A 19,819-nucleotide genomic window follows, 5' to 3' on the forward strand; every position below is an offset into this window, starting at 1 on the left:
AAAGGTGATTTCGTAGGATCAGCAAGTGGGGCAGTAGTATTAACAGCATTAATCGTATTTCTATCAAGTGTATTAGTATAATAGAAGTTTTAAATTATACAAAAATGAAAGGAGAATGAGGAATATGAACATTGAGCAGGTGTTACAAGTAACAAAAATGGATTTATTAGGATCATTAGGTGGAGCAGTAATATTAACATCATTTATTCTATTCCTTGCAAATGTATTAGTATGAGAAATATAAATACAATCATTCAAAAAAAATAAAGACTCTAACATGTTAGTAAGTAGTTAATATGTTGGGGTCTTTTTTATATTCCTCCCATATATCCCCTCGAGTAGTGATAGTATTCCCTTATTTAAAAGAGAAAAAAGTCGAATTTTATATGTAAGAAAAAAGGAGGTATTTGACAGGAAGGATAGAAAATTTTAAAAGTTAGAATTTGTTAGCTTGCTAACTAATTTCTATTAATCTATGTTGGAAGCGTTTTCGGTCAGGTTTAAGTATGAACCATTTAATCTATTTACAGGGGGATGAGGATTTTATGAAACAAAAATCTATGGATACGCTAGCTGCACAAATGGAGGATTTCTTTCCAGTACGTGATGTAGATCATTTGGAATTTTACGTAGGAAATGCAAAGCAATCAAGCTATTATCTTGCGAGAGCATTTGGATTCAAAATTGTGGCTTACTCTGGATTAGAAACTGGAAACCGTGAAAAGGTATCCTATGTTCTTGTGCAAAAAAATATGCGTTTTGTTGTATCTGGAGCCTTAGGTAGCGATAATCGTATCGCAGAGTTTGTAAAGACTCATGGTGACGGAGTAAAGGATGTTGCATTGCTTGTTGATGATGTTGATAAAGCATACTCGGAAGCAGTGAAACGCGGTGCCGTCGCAATTGCTCCTCCTGAAGAGTTAATAGATGAGAATGGAACATTGAAAAAAGCAGTTATTGGTACGTATGGTGATACAATTCACACGCTTGTAGAGCGTAAAAATTATAAAGGTACATTTATGCCAGGATTTCAAAAGGTGGAGTTTAATATTCCATTTGAAGAGTCTGGTTTAATTGCTGTGGATCATGTAGTTGGTAACGTTGAAAAAATGGAAGAGTGGGTTAGCTACTATGAGAATGTCATGGGCTTTAAACAAATGATTCATTTTGATGATGACGATATTAGTACAGAGTATTCGGCGTTAATGTCAAAAGTTATGACGAATGGAAGTCGTATCAAGTTTCCGATTAATGAACCAGCAGATGGAAAACGAAAATCACAAATTCAAGAATATCTAGAATTCTATAACGGAGCAGGTGTACAGCATCTTGCCTTACTAACAAATGACATTGTTAAAACAGTAGAAGCGCTTCGTGCAAATGGCGTGGAGTTTTTAGATACGCCAGATACGTATTACGATGAGTTAACTGCGCGAGTTGGAAAAATTGATGAGGAAATTGATAAGTTAAAAGAATTAAAGATTTTAGTAGATCGTGATGATGAAGGCTACTTACTACAAATCTTTACGAAACCAATTGTAGACCGTCCAACTTTATTTATTGAAATTATCCAGCGTAAAGGTTCTCGCGGATTTGGTGAAGGGAACTTTAAAGCGCTATTTGAATCAATTGAAAGAGAACAAGAGCGTCGCGGAAACTTATAAGATTTGTATCCACCAGCAAGAATTCTTTTGCTGGTGGAAATTTCATTTTCATAGGGAGGAATTATGATGAAATTTGTTACGTTTTGTCTCCCTTCGAAAGAAATGCGAGCTGGGTGGCTTGAAGGTGACAAAGTAATCGATATGAATCTTGCTAGTGAAGGAAAAGTACCTTCCACTATGCTCGCCTTTTTAGAGAAGGCGGATGAGTATGTAGAAGTAGTGCGTAAGATTAAGAATCCAAACAAGGGTATATATTCTTTAGAAGAAGTACAATTGATAGCTGCTCTTCCTAATCCGAGTAGCATTCGAGATTTTTACGCATTTGAACAGCATGTAAAAACAGCTCGCGGACGAAGAGGACTAGATGTTGTACCTGAATGGTATGATATCCCGGTTTTTTATTTTACTAATCATCGTGCTGTTATTGGTCCAGATGATTTTGTAATTGGTCCGAAGAAGTCTAAAAAGCTTGATTATGAATTAGAGATTGCTTGTGTAATTGGAAAAGAAGGACGAAATGTTTCTCGTGAGCAAGCAGAGGAATATATTTTTGGTTATTGTATTATGAACGACTGGAGTGCAAGGGACTTGCAAGCAACTGAAATGAAAGTAGGACTTGGGCCAGCCAAGGGAAAAGACTTTGCAACTTCATTAGGAGCACATCTCGTTACGAAAGAGGAATTAGACATTTATCGTAATGGTAATCGATATGATTTAGAGATGACTGCCCATGTAAATGGAAAACTATTGTCGAAGGGGAATTTCCAAGATATTTACTATACGTTCGCTGAAATGATTGAACGTGCTTCACAAGACGTGACTTTATATCCAGGAGATGTTATCGGCTCTGGAACAGTGGGAACAGGTTGTATTTTAGAGCTTGGTACGGAAGAATGGTTGCAAGATGGAGATGTTGTAGAGCTTTCGATTACTGGTTTAGGTACATTACGTAATACGGTCAAAAAAGAAAGGGAAGCAGGTGATGGGCATGTTTTATCGTCACATGGGGGAGCTACCTCATAAACGGCATGTACAATTTCGTAAAAAAGATGGATCGCTGTATCGTGAACAGGTAATGGGAACAAAAGGTTTTTCTGGTACACAGTCTATTTTGTATCATCATTATATGCCAACGGAAGTAGGGCATGCAGCATTATCACATTCTTGTCAGTTACAGTACGAAGAAGATGTAGCCCTTGCTCATCGTCATTTTCGCACGAAAGAAAATAAAAAAACTGGCGACGCAGTAAGCGGAAGAAACTTTATGCTTGGAAATGAGGATTTAGTAATTGGAGTAGTGAGTCCAACAGAAAAAATGGACTATTTTTACCGCAATGGTGACGGCGATGAAATGTTATTTGTTCATTATGGGACGGGGAAAATTGAAACGATGTTTGGAACGATTCATTATCGAAAAGGTGATTATGTAACGATTCCAATTGGAACGATTTATCGTGTTATTCCAGATGAGGGAGAGACTAAGTTTCTTGTTGTAGAGGCGAATAGCCAAATTACAACGCCGCGTCGCTACCGCAATGAATATGGGCAATTGCTAGAGCATAGTCCGTTTTGCGAGAGAGATATTCGCGGCCCGGAGAAGTTGGAGACATATGATGAAAAAGGTGAGTTTGTCGTAATGACAAAGTCGAGAGGGTATATGCATAAGCATGTTTTAGGACACCACCCATTAGATGTTGTTGGATGGGATGGTTATTTATATCCGTGGGTCTTTAATGTAGAGGACTTTGAACCAATTACAGGTCGTATTCATCAGCCACCACCAGTACATCAAACATTCGAAGGGCATAATTTCGTTATTTGTTCCTTCGTACCACGCTTATACGATTATCATCCAGAATCAATCCCAGCACCGTATTATCATAGTAATGTAAATAGTGATGAAGTTCTTTACTATGTAGAAGGAAACTTTATGAGCCGGAAAGGTGTGGAAGAAGGCTCTATTACACTTCATCCGAGCGGCATTCCTCATGGGCCACATCCTGGGAAAACAGAGGCGAGTATCGGAAAGAAAGAAACGCTTGAATTAGCCGTTATGATTGATACATTCCGTCCGCTTCGTATTGTAAAACAAGCACACGAAACGGAAGATGAAAAATATATGTATAGCTGGATTGAAGAGGGCTCATATACTGCAAAATAAGTAAAAAGAGGCATGCTCAAGAAGAGAGTATGCCTCTTTTATGGGGTTGATATGTATAATAATACCGAAAAATGATAGGAGAATTTATAGGGATTACAACTGTGATTTTTTGTTTATCCCGCTATTTGCTACCCGTAAACCCCCACTGATTAAAGTTTCACTTTATACTTAATGTTTCAATTGTCAGGAACAGCTTTGGAGTATGGATGGTTATCGGTATAGCAGTTTACTTCTTATATAACGCTTTGAATGATAGTAATAAAGAAGATGTAGCGAATTTATAAATGGAAAAATCCATTCTAATTTTATTAGAGTGGATTTTTATTTTGAAAATTTACATTTTTCTGAATTTGTTATAAGATTATTGTTGGTTAATTAAAGGGGTGGGAATATGAAAAGTACGTGGCGTGAGTTAAGGCAGATGGATCGTAACGTATGGATTCGATTTATCGGTGAGACATTGAACGGAATTGCGATGATGATGTTAATGCCTTTTTTCGCATTATATTTAAAAGATAAGGTAGATTCATTATTACAGGTTGGAGTTATTATGGCGCTTTCTCCAATTGCTGCAAGCTTTGGGGCACTTATAGGTGGGAGGATTGCGGATGTATATGGAAGAAAGCCAATTATGATATTTTCGATGGCGAGTAATGCATTATTAATGCTCGGTTTTTTATTTATAGAAGGATTTATTCCATATGCCATTTTATCTGTTTTTTTAGGATTAAGTAATTCGCTATTTCATCCAGCAGCATCAGCGATGGTTGCGGATGTAACGGCACCAGAAAAAAGAACAGAAGCATATGGTTTATTACGAATGGGACACAATATAGGTGCTGCGATTGGTCCGATAATGGGCGCATCAGTAGTGGTGTTGTCAAAGAATCTTGTGTTTATTATTGCCGCCTCTACGATGCTATTTTATGCATTACTTGTACTAATTCTTATTCAAGAGACAATGCCGAAGGGGACAAATAAGGAAGAGAATAAAGCAGAGGAATCTGGGGCAGTTTGGAAAATTGTAATGAAAGATAAGGCATTAATGATTTACTTATTAGCAGGTATCATTATTTCGATGGGGTTCTCTCAAACGGAAGGTATGTTGCCGCTACACTTTGATAACGAAATGAAAGGTATTTTTGGAACTAACAATCCATACCCATATTTAATGGCATTAAATGGACTATTAGTTGTGTTGTTCCAGTTCCAAATATCGAAATGGGCCACAGATAAACCTGTAGGCAAGACGATGTTATATGGTGCGTGTTTGTTCGGGATTGGTTTGTTTTTTATAGGGTGGTTACCGAAGTGGTTTGGGGAATTTGATACAAATGCTACAATTATTTTAATGACGTTAATGTTCGTTTATGCCATATATACGTTAGGTGAGATGATTATGTCGCCTGTGCAGATGACGTTTGTAGCAAATTTAGCTCCAGAACACTTAAGGGGAACTTACATGGGGGCGGCAAGTTTGCAATGGATTACAGGAAGTGCGTTCGGTCCACTTCTTGGAGGATTTTTATTAGATCGATTACTTGGCCATTTTTTATTTACGATTTTAGGTGTAGGATGTGTAGTGGCAGGACTTGTGTATGTTTCTTTAGATCGTCTTGTTGAACAAAGGCAAAAAGATACTTTAACCAAACAATCTTCTTGATAATAGATGATATACACAAAAAGGGGATTTCTACATATTTTAGGTACATAACTAGATTGAATTTCAATTTTATTTTGTGTAGTTATGAAGAAAATGAAATAGAAAAAGTGTAGAAAACCAATAAGTGGTGTCATTTAATTATTTGTGGAAGTTACATTTTATTTCAAATAGGAACTACCTATTTTTATAAAAAGTGCTAAAATAGAAAAATGAAAACAATTGGTTAGGGTGATTTCATTGACAAAAATTAAATTAGGTTTATTATATGGTGGAAAATCAGCTGAGCATCAAGTTTCGCTACAGACGGCTCTTGCTGCTATTAAAGCGTTAAATCAAGATAAATTCGAGATTCATCCAATTTATATTACAGAACAAGGTCAATGGGTACGCGGTGAGCGTATTGAAGGCGAAGTAGCAAATGTTGAAGTTTTAAAAATGAGCGGTGCAGAAAATGCGATTTCTCCGTTATCATTAAGCACGGAAATTATTCCATCTGCAGCTTCTGAGGAAAATGCTATCGACGTTATTTTCCCATTACTACATGGACCCAACGGTGAAGATGGAACGGTTCAAGGTTTATTAGAATTAATGAACATTCCTTATGTAGGAAATGGTGTTTTAGCATCATCTGCTGGTATGGATAAAGTTGTTATGAAAAATATCTTTGCAGAAGCTGGTTTAAAACAAGCGAAATATGCATCTTTCATTCGTAGTGCATGGGAAAAGAATCGCGAAGAAGCTTATGACAAAGTAGAAGAGAAACTAGGATATCCTTGCTTCGTAAAACCAGCAAACCTTGGTTCAAGTGTTGGTATTAATAAATGTAAAAATCGTGAAGAACTTGAGAGTGCATTTGAAGAGGCATTCCAATTCGACCGCAAAATTATTGTAGAAGAAAATATCGTAGGTCGTGAAGTAGAAGTGGGTGTACTAGGTAACGACGAACCGAAATGTTCAGTTGTAGGTGAAATCGTACCGAAAAAAGATTTCTATGACTATAAATCGAAATACATCGATGGTGACACAGCGTTAATTATTCCAGCTGAAATGACAGAAGAAGAGTCTAACGTAATTAAGCGAGATGCAATTATTGCATTCCAATCTTTAGATGGTGCGGGCTTAACACGAGCAGATTTCTTCTTAACGAAAGATGGAGAAGTATATATTAACGAAGTAAACACAATGCCAGGGTTTACACCGTTTAGTATGTTCCCTCTATTATGGCAACATACTGGATTACCATATCCGGAATTAATTGAAGAGCTAATTCATTTAGCGATTGAGCGCCACGAAGAAAAACAAAAAATTAAATATACAATCTAACAAAAAAGGAGGAAGCACTATTCGAAGGAATAGTGCTTCCTCTATGTAAGGAGTGTTTTGTATGATAAAGCGAACGTTAAAGCAAGTAGAACAGATGGTAAATGGCACGGGATTAGCAGAGCAGTATGAGGGAATTACTATGCAAGGAGTGTCTATTGATACGAGAAAAATTGAAAATGGAAACTTATATGTTCCGATTCAAGGTGAACGTTTCGATGGACATGCTTTTGTAGATAAAGCCATTGAAAACGGAGCTGTCGCTACATTATGGATGAAAGATGTAGCGAATCCGCCTGAAAATCTTCCGGTTATTTTTGTAGAAGACACACTATCGGCATTACAAATGTTAGCGAAAAACTATCGCGATCAACTGGATGTTAAAGTTGTTGGTGTAACGGGAAGTAATGGTAAAACATCTACGAAAGATATTGTAACAAGTATTCTTGCAACTAAATTTAAAGTTCAAAAAACAGAAGGGAATTTCAATAATCATATCGGTTTACCCCTTACTATTTTAGACTTAGAAGAAAATACAGAAATTGCTGTATTAGAAATGGGTATGTCCAGCCGAGGAGAAATTGAATTCTTATCTAAGTTAGCTCGTCCTAATGCAGCTATCATTACGAATATTGGTGAGGCGCATTTAATGGATTTAGGATCTCGTGAGGCAATTGCTGAGGCGAAATTAGAAATTGTTACAGGATTACAAGAAGGTGGAGTATTTGTATATAACGGAGATGAGCCGTTATTAACGAATCGTGTTCCTGGAATGGAGTTAGTAGCTGAAACTGTTACATTTGGTGATGCGCGAGCAAATGATTATTATCCAACTGCTGTAACATTACAGGCGACTGGCACACATTTTAAAATGAATAGAGATGAAAATATTTCATTCTATCTACCAGTGTTAGGGAAACATAATGTGTATAATACGCTTGCTTCAATGGCAATCGCGAAATATTTTGGTGTAACATGGGAAGAGATGAAACAAGGTCTAGTAACACTTCAAATGACAGGTATGCGTATGGAAATCGTCACAACAGATGGTGGCTTAACGATTATCAATGATGCTTATAATGCAAGTCCGACAGCTATGGAAGCGGCGTTCCATTTAATGAATGGCTTAGATGGATTTGCTCAAAAAATCGTTGTACTTGGTGATATGCTAGAGCTTGGAGATCAAGAAGTTCAATTTCATTATGAAGTTGGAAAATTGATTGACCCAGCAAAAATCGCATATGTATTTACATTCGGTAGATTAGGGGCTCAAATTGCTGAAGGAGCAAAAATTAATTTCCCTGCAGAACGCGTAAAGGCGTATGATAATAAAGAGGACCTAGTAAAAGGGTTGCAAGCAGTAGTTGATAACAAAGATGTTGTATTAGTAAAAGCATCTCGCGGTATGAAATTAGAAGAAGTAATTACGATGTTGAAATAATTGGTGTATATAAATAGGGATGATAGTTACGAAAATAGAAGAAACTTATAATAAGCGCTTACAGTAAATGATAAAAAAATAAAAGTAAAGAAAAAGACCCTGAATATGAAATAAGGTAACAGTTGGGTTTGCTTTTTGCACATACAAAACTTATAATTGATAAAGTGTAATAACGTTTAGAAGTATTTTCGCGAAGAATATACGCCCGTTTATATACGTGAGCATTCAGGAAAAGGGCTTTTCCGCAAATTCGGAAAACGCCTTTTTTTAAATGATAAGTATAGGATAGAAAAGGAGAAGTAACATTGACAACATTTCGAGAATTAGGATTAAGTGAGTCTTTACTGCAATCTGTTGAAAGTATGGGCTTTGAAGAGGCTACGCCGATTCAAGCTGAAACAATTCCACATGCATTGCAAGGTAAGGATATTATTGGACAAGCGCAAACAGGTACAGGGAAAACAGCAGCATTCGGATTACCGCTATTAGATAAAGTGGATACAAATAAAGAAGCAGTTCAAGGGATTGTTATCGCGCCAACGCGTGAATTAGCAATTCAAGTTGGGGAAGAACTATACAAAATTGGTAAACATAAACGTGTTCGTATTTTACCAATCTATGGTGGCCAAGATATTAACCGCCAAATTCGCGCTCTAAAAAAACACCCACACATTATTGTTGGTACGCCGGGTCGTATTTTAGATCACATTAACCGTAAAACACTTCGCCTGCAAAACGTAGAGACAGTTGTTCTTGACGAAGCAGATGAAATGTTAAACATGGGCTTCATTGAAGATATTGAAGCGATTCTAACAGATGTGCCAGAAACACATCAAACATTATTATTCTCAGCGACAATGCCAGATCCAATCCGTCGTATTGCTGAGCGTTTCATGACTGAGCCTCAACACATTAAAGTAAAAGCAAAAGAAGTAACAATGCCAAACATTCAGCAGTTCTATTTAGAAGTGCAAGAAAAGAAAAAGTTTGACGTATTAACACGCTTACTAGATATTCAATCTCCAGAGCTTGCGATTGTATTCGGTCGTACAAAGCGTCGTGTTGATGAATTATCAGAGGCATTAAACTTACGTGGATATGCAGCAGAAGGTATCCATGGTGACTTAACACAAGCGAAGCGTATGTCTGTATTACGCAAATTTAAAGAAGGTGCTATCGAAGTTCTTGTTGCAACAGACGTTGCTGCACGTGGTCTTGATATTTCAGGCGTAACTCACGTATACAACTTCGATATTCCACAAGATCCAGAATCATACGTTCACCGTATCGGTCGTACTGGCCGTGCAGGTAAAAAAGGTATTGCAATGCTATTTGTAACACCACGTGAATCAGGACAATTAAAAAATATCGAGCGTACAACAAAACGTAAAGTTGATCGTATGGAAGCACCGACACTTGACGAGGCATTAGAAGGTCAACAACGTTTAATCGCTGAAAAACTTCAAAGCACAATTGAAAGTGATAACTTATCATACTACAAGCGTATTGCAGAAGAAATGTTAGAAGAGAATGACTCTGTAACAGTAGTAGCTGCTGCTTTAAAAATGATGACAAAAGAGCCGGATACAACACCAATCGCTTTAACATCAGAACCACCAGTTGTTTCAAGAGGTGGCGGTTCTAAAAAACGCGGTGGTAACGGAGGCGGATACCGTGATGGTAACCGTAATCGTAGTCGTGATGGACGCAGTGGCGATGGTCGTAACCGTGACCGTAACCGTGATGGACGCAGTGGCGATGGTCGTAACCGTGATCGTAATCGTGATGGTGGTAGCCGTGATGGCAACCGTGGTCGTCGTGGTGAAGGTCAAGGTCGCCCGGGTTCTTCAACAACTGGACGCGGCGAAAGAAAACATCATAGCCGTAAGCCACAAGCTTAATAAAAAAAGAGAATGCCGACAGGTATTCTCTTTTTTTTTTGCTGTCATTGTGCATACTACATAATAGCTCTTATAGAAAAGGGGTGCTATATGCTAGTAAGACTTGGTTATGTTGCGATGAGTGTACATTTGAAGAATGCATCCCCATCTCAAACGATGACATACGCACAATTTCAGCGAATAGATGATCGGGAGGCTGCAATTCGTAAACTCGAAAGAATCGCTAATTCTAATTTGGAAAATTGCTTACGGCTATTAAAGCATAATAAAGGACATGATATATCTTTTTTTAGACTTAGTTCCAAGTTAATCCCTTTAGCGAATCATGAGGAGTTGCTAGAGTGGAACTATATTCATCCATTAAAAGAAAATTTGAAAGAATTAGGTGAATACGCAATTCGCATGAATATGCGAATTGATTTCCATCCAGATCACTTTGTTGTACTAAATTCACCTGAGGAAAGTATCTTTAAACAATCTGTAAAGACATTGCAGATGCATAAAAAATTATTGAAGGGCATGGGAATTGAACATAAGCAACGATGTGTATTGCATGTGGGCGGAGGATATAAGGATAAAGAGCTCGCATTAGAGCGTTTTATAGAAAATTGGTCTAACGTTCCAAGAGGTATTCAAGAAATGCTTATGTTGGAAAATGATGATGTAACCTTTACGCTAGAGGAAACATTGTATTTAGGAGAAAAATTAGACATTCCAGTCGTGTTTGATTTGCATCACCATATGGTGAATAACGAACAAGAGGATTGGCATGAAGATTGGGCACGTGTTGTTCATACGTGGGAAACGTCTTTGTTACCGGTTAAAATGCATATTTCTAGCCCTAGAGACGGGAAGGACTCGAGAGCGCATGCTGATTTTATTGATGTTGAGACATTTTTATCTTTTTTGAGAAGGATAAAGGGGAGTGTTGGGCAAATCGATTGTATGATTGAGGCGAAGAAGAAGGATGAGTCTTTATTTCAACTCATGAGGGATTTAAGTAAACAAACAGATGTGGAAATTATCGATGGTGCGAGCTTCTATATTAAATGAGCTTCGCACCATCGTTTTTTTTGGTTAAAAAAGGGGTCGAAACGCCGCCGATTATTAATCCTGTTAAATGGCTTATAGGGTTGGCGGAAGGATTAAAGAATGTAAATAGCAGTAATATAAGTATCATGATTGAAAAAATAGCAATTTCTTTTGGTCTTGATGAGCGGTATCGACTATACAATAAAAATAATTGTGCGCCCAGTAGTCCGAAAATACTACCAGATGCTCCTGCGTGAATATATTCAAGGGGCATAATAATATAAGAAGAGATATTTCCAGAAATTCCGGAAAGAAAAAATATAAGGATGAAAGAAAAGTGTCCGAGTTGTTTTTCGATAGAAGAGCCAAGTACAAATAAACAAATGCTATTAGAAAGAAAATGTTGTAAGTCTACGTGTACAAGTAGGGAAGTTATGAGGCGCCACCATTCTCCTTTAGCGATATATTCGTTATAGGCAGCCATTTGGAAAAGAAAAAAGTCGCCTAACATCATCGTGATTAAGTGAATAAGAAGTAAGGAGAGAATGATTGGTTGTAAGGAAATGCGAGTAGACGGTATTAGCATGTTGTTAGTATCACTCCTTTTGCATCAGAAAGATTCTCTGTTATTCTTACAATATGAATGAAGAAAGCTAAATAGAAGAAGGGGATTTTGAAATGATTGTAGGGATTGGAATCGATATTATTGAGTTAAATCGAATTGAAAAAATGCTAGATGGAAAGCTTAAATTTATGGAACGTATTTTAACTGAAAGAGAACGTGGTGTTGCCGAGGGGCTGAAAGGAAGTCGTCTTACAGAATTCGTAGCTGGAAGATTTGCGGCGAAAGAGGCGTATTCAAAGGCTGTAGGTACTGGTATCGGGAAAGAAGTGAGTTTTTTAGATATTGAAGTAAGGAATGATGATAGGGGGAAGCCGATTCTTATTGCAAATACGGAGCATATTGTTCATTTATCGATTAGTCATAGTAAGGAATTTGCTGTTGCTCAAGTTGTTTTAGAAAGCTCGTCACGCTAGTCTGCATATTTTATATCTTTGTCTCATATATTTGAGGTAGCGATAAGGAAGGCATATCTTCCATTCATTTATAGGGGCAAAGGGGCTGAAGTGATGAAAAGGCGTCTGTTTTTAGTTCTTGTCGGTTTATTGACCGTTTTTGTGTTGGCGGGTTGTATGGAAAAGAAACAAGATGATGTCGTGAGAGATTTAGAAGCGAAAGTGAAAGGGATGAAAAGTTATCAAGCTGAAGCGAAATTATCTATTAAAACAGGAAATGAGCCTCAGGAGTATAACGTAGAAATTTGGCATAAAGAACCCTCTTTTTATCGTGTGAATTTGCAGAATGCAAAAAAAGATCAGAGCCAAATTATTTTAAGGAATGAAGAAGGAGTATTTGTATTAACGCCGGCACTTAATAAGAGTTTCCGTTTTCAAAGCGATTGGCCGCAAAATAGTAGCCAGGCTTACCTATATGAATCACTTGTGAGAGATATTTTGCAAGATAAGAAAAACCTTACTTTCGAGAAAACAGATAAGTATTATATTTTTAAAACAAAAACAAACTATCAACATCAGAATATGTTACCGAAACAAGAGATTACATTGAAGAAGAGTGATTTAACACCAGTTTCGGTAAAGTTAATGGATAATGATCAAAATGTTCTTGTGAAAGTAGATTTCTCTAAAGTGAAATTCGATACAAAGTTTGATAAAGGTGCATTTGATACGAAACAAAATATGTCTAGAGCACAAGTAGATGTTCAAACAACAGCGAAAGAAGATAAACCATTTGCTATTTTGTATCCGCGTGATACGCCGCAAGGCATGACTCTGAAAGACGAACAAGAGTTGAAGACAGACAGTGGCAAGCGTGCGATACTCACATACACTGGAAATGAGAAGTCCTTTACTTTAATACAAGAAAAGGCAAAAGTTGCCGAGGCCTCGTCAGCGGTAAGTGTAAGTGGAGAGCCAGTTGATCTTGGGTTTACGCTTGGTGCGTTGACGAAAGACTCTGTAACGTGGTCGCATAACGGAGTAGAATATATGCTCGTGTCTAAAGGTTTAGAGCCGAATGAGTTGTTAATGGTTGCTCGTTCAGTTACAGCGAAGCAGGTGAAGTAAACTTCTTAGACGTGGTGATATATGTGCACCACGTCTTTTCTTAGTTTGAAGGAAGGATTTTATAAAAGAAGCATATAAAAGAATAAGCTTCGCATATCGTGTATAAGGAAGTGTATTTATGAAAGAAGCGCCATTTTACCGTGACACTTGGGTGGAAGTGGATTTGGATGCAATCTATAACAACATTACACACATTAAAGAGCTCATCCCAAGCGATGTAGAAATTTTTGCTGTAGTTAAAGCGAATGCATATGGGCACGATTATGTACCGGTAGCTAAAACGGCATTAGAAGCAGGGGCAACAAGATTGGCAGTTGCTTTTTTAGATGAAGCTTTAGTTCTTAGAAGGGCTGGTATTACCGTACCGATTTTAGTGCTAGGTCCTTCTCCGCCTCGCGACATAAATGTAGCTGCTGAAAATGATGTAGCATTAACTGTTTTTCAAAAAGAATGGGTGGAAGAAGCGATCAAACTTTGGGACGGTTCGTCTATAATGAAATTCCACATTAATTTTGATAGTGGTATGGGAAGAATCGGAATACGAGAACGCAAAGAATTAAAAGGATTCCTGAAGAGTTTAGAAGGTGCGTCATTTTTAGAGTTAGAAGGGGTATACACACATTTTGCGACAGCAGATGAGGTTGAAACTTCGTACTTTGATAAGCAATCTAACACATTCTTGGAGCAGTTAAGTTGGTTGAAAGAATTCGGAGTGGATCCTAAATTTGTCCATACAGCTAATAGTGCTGCAACATTACGTTTTCAAGGGATTACATTTAATGCAGTGCGAATCGGTATTGCGATGTATGGATTATCCCCATCTGTAGAAATACGCCCTTTTTTACCGTTTGAATTAGAACCAGCGCTATCACTGCATACGAAAGTTGCTCATATTAAACAGGTGATTAAAGGGGATGGAATTAGTTATAACGTCACTTACCGAACGAAAACTGAAGAGTGGATTGCAACTGTTGCGATTGGATATGCAGATGGCTGGCTTAGAAGATTGCAAGGATTTGAAGTGCTTGTAAATGGTAAAAGAGTACCGATTGTAGGGCGAGTAACAATGGATCAATTTATGATTCATCTTCCTTGTGAAGTGCCACTTGGTACGAAAGTTACACTCATTGGAAGGCAAGGCGATGAGTATATTAGCGCTACAGAGGTTGCGGAATATTCCGGGACTATTAATTATGAAATTATTGCAACGATCAGTTTCCGTGTGCCGAGGATATTTATACGGAATGGTAAGGTTGTAGAGGTAATTAATTACTTGAACAATATATAGAAGGTAGTATGATTTGCTTCTGGTTATTTGAGGAGGCTTTTCATTGATGGAGAATAAGCTCTTTTTTGATGGGAAGATTTTTACTTATAATCACCTTTCATATAAGTTGAATGTACATTTTGAAGAGAAATTCAATTGTTTCTTGCTTGTAATGGGATGAAAAATAAAAGAAGATGAATGTTTTGTTTGTGAATTGGAAAACATAAGCAAGGAATAAGGAAGTCTTTGCAACAGGCTCCATACAATGGTATTATTACAATAGGTGTCATATATATATTTGGGTGTGTAGTTGACGGTGGAGGTGTATTTTTGTGTCCGAATCAAGTGTAACTACTGAAATCGTGGTTCGGTTGCCAAAGCAAATGGTAACGGAATTGGACGGAATTGGAAAACAAGAGAATAAGAATCGCCATGAACTAATTTGCCAGGCAACACAACTGTTATTGCGTCAACATAAGACGAAGAAACGCTACCAACATGAATCAATGCGACGTGGGTACATTGAAATGGGAAAAATTAATCTTGGTATTGCATCTGAAGCTTTCTTAGCAGAGTATGAAGCAGCTCATACAGTAGAACGCTTAGTTAGCGGGGGGTAATATTTTGATTGTAAAACGCGGCGACGTGTATTTTGCAGACCTTTCCCCAGTTGTTGGTTCTGAGCAAGGAGGCGTTCGTCCGGTTCTTGTCATTCAAAATGACATCGGAAATCGTTTTAGTCCAACGGTAATTGTAGCGGCTATTACTGCACAGATTCAAAAAGCGAAATTACCCACTCATGTGGAAATTGATGCGAAAAAGTATGGTTTTGAGAGAGATTCTGTTATTTTACTTGAGCAGATTCGAACAATCGATAAGCAACGCTTAACGGACAAAATCACTCATTTGGATGAAGTGATGATGAATCGTGTAGATGAAGCGTTACAAATTAGTTTAGGACTAATAGATTTTTAAATCGGCAGTTTAAGTTGCTCTCTTTGAAGGGCAACTTTTTTTTATTATAGAGGAGGTTACGGTTGTATATGGAAATGGTAGATAATCGACAAGCGTTAATGAAAATGTTAGTGAAAGAATTAGGCTTTACCGAAAAGCAAGTTCGTCATGTTATTCAATTAACAGAAGAAGGTAACACAGTTCCATTTATTGCTCGTTACCGAAAAGAATGGACAGGCTCTTTAGATGAGGTGCAAATTCGTGCAATCTTAGAGAGATGGCAATATATGATGCAGCTTGAAGGTAGGAAAGAAGAGGTTCTTCGTCTTATTGATGAGAAGGGGAAACTGACAGGAGAGTTACGTCAGCAAATTGTGAAAGCTACAAAGTTGCAAGAAGTAGAAGATTTGTATCGTCCATATAAAGAGAAGAGAAGAACGAAAGCGACAATTGCAAAAGAAAAAGGATTAGAACCATTAGCTGAATGGTTATTGTTATATAAGAAAGAAGATCCAATTAAAAAGGCAATGGAATTTATTAATGCAGAGAAAGAAGTTCAATCTGCAGAAGAAGCTTTACAAGGTGCGCAAGACATTATTGCAGAAATGATTTCAGATGAAGCTACGTATCGTAGTTGGATTCGAAATGTTACTTTTAGAAAAGGTGTTATGTCTTCAGCCGTGAAAGATGAAGAGAAAGATGAAAAGAACATATATGAAATGTATTATAGCTATGAAGAACCGTTGCAGAAAGTGGTGCCGCACCGTGTATTAGCGATGAATCGTGGTGAGAAAGAAGATATATTGAGAGTTTCTGTTGTTCCGCCAGTAGATGAGATAGTAACTTTCTTATATAAGAAAGTAATTCGTGATAACGATTCTAAAAGTGCGCATTATGTACAATTAGCGATTGAAGATGGTTATAAACGATTAATTCAATCCTCAATTGAAAGAGAAATTCGAAAAGAATTAACAGAAACAGCCGAGGAACAAGCGATACATATTTTCTCTGAGAACTTACGTAATTTATTATTACAACCACCTATGAAAGGGAAAGTCGTGCTAGCGGTAGATCCGGCATATAGAACTGGTTGTAAATTAGCTGTAGTAGATGATACAGGGAAAGTTCTATATATCGATGTTATTTATCCGCATCCACCTGTGCGTAAGTATGATGATGCCAAAACGAAAGTTCTTTCTATTATAGATAAATATCAAGTTGAAATGATTGCGATTGGCAATGGTACAGCTTCTAGAGAAACGGAAGAGTTTATAGTAGATGTATTACAAAGTGTGAACCAGGATGTCTTTTATATTATTGTAAATGAAGCGGGCGCGAGTGTGTATTCGGCTTCTGATTTAGCTCGTGAGGAATTCCCGGATTTCCAAGTTGAAGAAAGAAGCGCGGTTTCAATTGGAAGACGCCTGCAAGACCCACTTGCTGAACTTGTAAAAATTGACCCTAAATCAGTTGGGGTTGGACAATATCAACATGATGTATCTCAAAAGCGATTGAACGAATCATTAACATTTGTAGTAGAGACGGCAGTTAACCAAGTTGGTGTTAATGTGAATACAGCTTCAGTTGCATTGTTGCAATATGTTTCGGGTTTATCAAAAACAGTTGCGAAAAATATCGTAGCAAAGAGAGAAGAGGGTGGGAAATTCACGAAGCGCACGGAATTAAAGAAAATCCCGCGTTTAGGTGCAAAGACGTACGAACAATGTATAGGTTTCTTACGTATATTAGAAGGAGCGAATCCGTTAGATCGTACGGGTATTCATCCAGAACAATATAAAAATGTTGAGTTGTTACTGAAGAATTTAGGGTTATCAATAGAAGATGTAGGGAAGCCTCAATTGCAAAAAGGTTTAGAAGAAATAGAGGTTTCTAGGTTGTCCCAAGAAACGGGAATTGGTGAACCGACATTAGTTGATATTATAGATGCGCTCATTAGTCCGGAGCGAGACATGAGGGATGAGTTGCCAAAACCACTTCTGAAAAAAGGGATTTTGAAATTAGAAGATTTAAAACGTGGTATGGAACTGGAAGGAACAGTTCGTAACGTTGTTGATTTTGGTGCTTTTGTTGATGTTGGTGTAAAGCAAGATGGTTTAGTACATATTTCTAAACTGAGCACACAGTATGTGAAGCATCCGTTAGATATTGTATCTGTTGGACAAATTGTAAAGGTGTGGGTAGATGATATTGATACAAAAAAAGGTCGTGTCGCACTATCCATGTTGCCAATTGAATAATAAGAGAAGAGAGCAGATGAAACTGCTCTTTTTTTATGGGATGGAAAGTGTAATTGATTATGAGCTTTGATGTATTTTGCTATAATAAAACCAGCATTCATTTAATAATTTAATTTGATACCGGTTTTTTTCGAAATACGCACGTTGCATCTGTTTTTTAAGCCACATGGGCATAGGGATCCCTCCTTGTTTGATCCTATTCTCATAAGGACATCTTTGTATGAGAAGTTGGTGAGTGGACTTTTTAACGAAAGACATGTTTAGAAGTCGCACTGTTTGAATGAGGATGGGTATATGTACTATTTAATATATGTGTAAGAGGGAAAAAAAGTGTACGTTTATTTTTTGTTAGGAGGAATGATCTATGGATGATAGAGAAGTTCAAAAATTAGTGGAAGAGGTATCTCTACAATACTTTCAAGTTCCTTTCTTGCATAAAGCACTATTTAATAAGAGATTGCGAACAACGGGTGGGCGTTATTTATTAAAAAGCCATAATATAGAACTGAATTATCATTATTACAAAATGTACGGTAAAGAAGAGTTAGTAGGGATTGTTAAACATGAGCTTTGTCATTATCATTTGCACATCGCAGGTAAAGGGTATAAACATCGTGATAAGGATTTCCGTGAATTACTCAAGAGAGTGGAAGCGCCGCGTTTTTGTAGACGAATGATTGATGAGAAAAAGAGAATGCAAGCTTACATATATGAATGTATGGGATGTTCTTTTCAATATGTAAGAAAGCGTCAAATAAATACAGAGAAATATGTTTGCGGGAAGTGTAAAGGGAAACTAAAGCAGATTGCAAAAACACCTTGACAGTAAAAAAGCAATCCAGTATAGTATAAACATGTCACGTTTGTACAAGATGTTGTAAAAAAATCTTGACTTACAAACATAAATTTTATAAGATACAAATTGTCTTCATTATTCCGCAGTAGCTCAGTGGTAGAGCTATCGGCTGTTAACCGATCGGTCGTAGGTTCGAGTCCTACCTGCGGAGCCATACAGAGAAGTACCCAAGTGGCTCAAGGGGCTCCCCTGCTAAGGGAGTAGATCGCTAACGCGGTGCGAGGGTTCGAATCCCTTCTTCTCTGCCATACATACTGGCCCGTTGGTCAAGTGGTTAAGACACCGCCCTTTCACGGCGGTAACACGGGTTCGAATCCCGTACGGGTCACCACTTCGGAGGATTAGCTCAGCTGGGAGAGCACCTGCCTTACAAGCAGGGGGTCGGCGGTTCGATCCCGTCATCCTCCACCATATAAACTATATAAATAATATTATCGCGGGGTGGAGCAGTACNNGGTCGGGACCGCCATTTTAACTTCTGCTAATTGGCAGTTGTTTTTTATTGGACATTATGGTACAATAACATCTGTCTTCAAAAAGAAGGTAACTTTTTCGATGGGCTATAGCCAAGCGGTAAGGCAACGGACTTTGACTCCGTCATGCGCTGGTTCGAATCCAGCTAGCCCAGCCATTTACGAGCCATTAGCTCAGTTGGTAGAGCATCTGACTTTTAATCAGAGGGTCGAAGGTTCGAATCCTTCATGGCTCACTCTTTGTTAATTCCGCGCGGTCGTGGCGGAACGGCAGACGCGCTAGGTTGAGGGCCTAGTGGGGGAAACCCCGTGGAGGTTCAAGTCCTCTCGGCCGCATCAAAGAATTTTTCAAAAAAGTACTTGCATTTGAAAATGCAGTATGGTAAGATAATTGAGTCGCTGAAATACAACAACGACAAAACATCATGAATAAGCGCCCGTAGCTCAATTGGATAGAGCGTTTGACTACGGATCAAGAGGTTAGGGGTTCGACTCCTCTCGGGCGCGCCATAACGGGAAGTGGCTCAGCTTGGTAGAGCACCTGGTTTGGGACCAGGGGGTCGCAGGTTCAAATCCTGTCTTCCCGACCACGCGGGTGTAGTTTAGTGGTAAAACAAGAGCCTTCCAAGCTCTGGTCGAGAGTTCGATTCTCTTCACCCGCTTTTAGTTCTTTGAAAACTGAAC

At 37.9% G+C, this 19,819-nt stretch carries 19 protein-coding genes, 10 tRNA genes and 1 pseudogene; 28 read left to right on the forward strand and 2 right to left on the reverse strand.

What is annotated here, in order from left to right; translation table 11 throughout:
* From COI75_RS05255 to uvsE, 11 genes and pseudogenes are all read left to right on the forward strand, one after another.
* The coding region (locus COI75_RS05255; RefSeq protein WP_043310319.1) for a DUF3948 family protein at nucleotides 1-81 on the forward strand (81 nt) is incomplete at its 5' end.
* A 43-nt stretch (nucleotides 82-124) separates the two neighbouring features.
* Nucleotides 125-235 carry a DUF3948 family protein gene (locus COI75_RS05260; protein WP_001019679.1) on the forward strand — a complete coding sequence of 37 codons (111 nt, stop codon included), beginning with the start codon at nucleotides 125-127 and terminating at the stop codon, nucleotides 233-235.
* 310 nt (nucleotides 236-545) lie between these two features.
* Nucleotides 546-1,664, forward strand: a complete 1,119-nt coding sequence (gene hppD / locus COI75_RS05265; RefSeq protein ID WP_098448250.1) for a 4-hydroxyphenylpyruvate dioxygenase — start codon at nucleotides 546-548, stop codon at nucleotides 1,662-1,664.
* 66 nt (nucleotides 1,665-1,730) lie between these two features.
* Nucleotides 1,731-2,687 carry a fumarylacetoacetate hydrolase family protein gene (locus COI75_RS05270; RefSeq protein ID WP_000673992.1) on the forward strand — a complete coding sequence of 319 codons (957 nt, stop codon included), beginning with the start codon at nucleotides 1,731-1,733 and terminating at the stop codon, nucleotides 2,685-2,687.
* Nucleotides 2,653-3,825, forward strand: coding sequence for a homogentisate 1,2-dioxygenase (locus COI75_RS05275; protein ID WP_000499914.1), 1,173 nt, complete (start codon nucleotides 2,653-2,655; stop codon nucleotides 3,823-3,825). The genes COI75_RS05270 and COI75_RS05275 overlap by 35 nt, the downstream gene beginning before the upstream one ends.
* Nucleotides 3,826-3,981: 156 nt before the next feature.
* Nucleotides 3,982-4,109 (forward strand): annotated as a pseudogene (locus tag COI75_RS27550) (amino acid permease C-terminal domain-containing protein); the annotation flags it as partial.
* 107 nt (nucleotides 4,110-4,216) lie between these two features.
* Nucleotides 4,217-5,488 (forward strand): MDR family MFS transporter, encoded by a 1,272-nt coding sequence (locus tag COI75_RS05280; RefSeq protein ID WP_000843526.1) that lies wholly within the window; start codon nucleotides 4,217-4,219, stop codon nucleotides 5,486-5,488.
* 237 nt (nucleotides 5,489-5,725) lie between these two features.
* Nucleotides 5,726-6,811: a D-alanine--D-alanine ligase gene (locus COI75_RS05285; RefSeq protein WP_000161418.1), complete on the forward strand. Its 1,086-nt coding sequence runs from the start codon at nucleotides 5,726-5,728 to the stop codon at nucleotides 6,809-6,811.
* Nucleotides 6,812-6,872: 61 nt separating this feature from the next.
* On the forward strand, nucleotides 6,873-8,249 hold the full coding sequence (gene murF, locus COI75_RS05290) for a UDP-N-acetylmuramoyl-tripeptide--D-alanyl-D-alanine ligase (RefSeq protein ID WP_000596076.1): 1,377 nt from the start codon (nucleotides 6,873-6,875) through the stop codon (nucleotides 8,247-8,249).
* Nucleotides 8,250-8,554: 305 nt separating this feature from the next.
* The gene (locus COI75_RS05295) at nucleotides 8,555-10,150 is read left to right on the forward strand and encodes a DEAD/DEAH box helicase (protein WP_000206599.1); all 1,596 of its coding nucleotides are present in this window, start codon (nucleotides 8,555-8,557) and stop codon (nucleotides 10,148-10,150) included.
* Between the two features lie 90 nt (nucleotides 10,151-10,240).
* Complete coding sequence (uvsE, locus tag COI75_RS05300) at nucleotides 10,241-11,203, forward strand: UV DNA damage repair endonuclease UvsE (RefSeq protein ID WP_000961170.1); 963 nt, start codon at nucleotides 10,241-10,243, stop codon at nucleotides 11,201-11,203.
* Here the strand turns inward: uvsE and COI75_RS05305 are convergent.
* Complete coding sequence (locus COI75_RS05305; RefSeq protein ID WP_000907059.1) at nucleotides 11,196-11,768, reverse strand: rhomboid family intramembrane serine protease; 573 nt, start codon at nucleotides 11,766-11,768, stop codon at nucleotides 11,196-11,198. The two genes, uvsE and COI75_RS05305, sit on opposite strands and share 8 nt — an antisense overlap.
* Nucleotides 11,769-11,860: 92 nt before the next feature.
* Here COI75_RS05305 and acpS point away from each other — a divergent pair, with 92 nt between their 5' ends.
* From acpS to COI75_RS05335, 6 genes are all read left to right on the forward strand, one after another.
* Nucleotides 11,861-12,220 (forward strand): holo-ACP synthase, encoded by a 360-nt coding sequence (gene acpS, locus COI75_RS05310; RefSeq protein ID WP_000635041.1) that lies wholly within the window; start codon nucleotides 11,861-11,863, stop codon nucleotides 12,218-12,220.
* A 156-nt stretch (nucleotides 12,221-12,376) separates the two neighbouring features.
* Complete coding sequence (locus COI75_RS05315; protein WP_141535083.1) at nucleotides 12,377-13,327, forward strand: LolA family protein; 951 nt, start codon at nucleotides 12,377-12,379, stop codon at nucleotides 13,325-13,327.
* Between the two features lie 118 nt (nucleotides 13,328-13,445).
* A complete protein-coding gene (gene alr, locus COI75_RS05320; protein WP_098448252.1) occupies nucleotides 13,446-14,615 on the forward strand; it encodes an alanine racemase in 1,170 nt (389 codons plus the stop codon).
* Nucleotides 14,616-14,926: 311 nt separating this feature from the next.
* On the forward strand, nucleotides 14,927-15,214 hold the full coding sequence (locus COI75_RS05325; protein WP_000004570.1) for an antitoxin EndoAI: 288 nt from the start codon (nucleotides 14,927-14,929) through the stop codon (nucleotides 15,212-15,214).
* Between the two features lie 4 nt (nucleotides 15,215-15,218).
* Nucleotides 15,219-15,569, forward strand: coding sequence for a type II toxin-antitoxin system endoribonuclease NdoA (gene ndoA, locus COI75_RS05330; RefSeq protein WP_000635964.1), 351 nt, complete (start codon nucleotides 15,219-15,221; stop codon nucleotides 15,567-15,569).
* A 68-nt stretch (nucleotides 15,570-15,637) separates the two neighbouring features.
* On the forward strand, nucleotides 15,638-17,806 hold the full coding sequence (locus COI75_RS05335; protein WP_000426218.1) for a Tex family protein: 2,169 nt from the start codon (nucleotides 15,638-15,640) through the stop codon (nucleotides 17,804-17,806).
* Nucleotides 17,807-17,863: 57 nt separating this feature from the next.
* Here the strand turns inward: COI75_RS05335 and cmpA are convergent, their stop codons facing one another.
* Complete coding sequence (gene cmpA / locus COI75_RS05340) at nucleotides 17,864-17,980, reverse strand: cortex morphogenetic protein CmpA (protein ID WP_001132293.1); 117 nt, start codon at nucleotides 17,978-17,980, stop codon at nucleotides 17,864-17,866.
* Between the two features lie 190 nt (nucleotides 17,981-18,170).
* Here cmpA and COI75_RS05345 point away from each other — a divergent pair, with 190 nt between their 5' ends.
* The 11 genes from COI75_RS05345 to COI75_RS05395 all read left to right on the forward strand — a co-directional run bounded on the left by COI75_RS05345 (nucleotide 18,171) and on the right by COI75_RS05395 (nucleotide 19,797).
* Nucleotides 18,171-18,629 carry a SprT family protein gene (locus COI75_RS05345; RefSeq protein WP_000342689.1) on the forward strand — a complete coding sequence of 153 codons (459 nt, stop codon included), beginning with the start codon at nucleotides 18,171-18,173 and terminating at the stop codon, nucleotides 18,627-18,629.
* 112 nt (nucleotides 18,630-18,741) lie between these two features.
* Nucleotides 18,742-18,816 (forward strand) — tRNA-Asn (locus COI75_RS05350).
* A gap of 3 nt (nucleotides 18,817-18,819) precedes the next feature.
* Nucleotides 18,820-18,910, forward strand: a tRNA-Ser gene (locus tag COI75_RS05355).
* Between the two features lie 8 nt (nucleotides 18,911-18,918).
* Nucleotides 18,919-18,993: transfer RNA gene (locus tag COI75_RS05360), tRNA-Glu, on the forward strand.
* Nucleotides 18,994-18,997: 4 nt separating this feature from the next.
* Nucleotides 18,998-19,073, forward strand: a tRNA-Val gene (locus COI75_RS05365).
* Between the two features lie 145 nt (nucleotides 19,074-19,218).
* A tRNA-Gln gene (locus tag COI75_RS05370) sits at nucleotides 19,219-19,293 on the forward strand.
* A 5-nt stretch (nucleotides 19,294-19,298) separates the two neighbouring features.
* Nucleotides 19,299-19,371 (forward strand) — tRNA-Lys (locus COI75_RS05375).
* Nucleotides 19,372-19,388: 17 nt separating this feature from the next.
* Nucleotides 19,389-19,471 (forward strand) — tRNA-Leu (locus tag COI75_RS05380).
* Between the two features lie 97 nt (nucleotides 19,472-19,568).
* A tRNA-Arg gene (locus COI75_RS05385) sits at nucleotides 19,569-19,645 on the forward strand.
* A 3-nt stretch (nucleotides 19,646-19,648) separates the two neighbouring features.
* A tRNA-Pro gene (locus tag COI75_RS05390) sits at nucleotides 19,649-19,725 on the forward strand.
* Between the two features lies 1 nt (nucleotide 19,726).
* Nucleotides 19,727-19,797, forward strand: a tRNA-Gly gene (locus COI75_RS05395).
* Nucleotides 19,798-19,819: the final 22 nt, after the last annotated feature.

This window comes from Bacillus cereus (assembly GCF_002564555.1).
Lineage (GTDB): Bacteria > Bacillota > Bacilli > Bacillales > Bacillaceae_G > Bacillus_A > Bacillus_A cereus_K.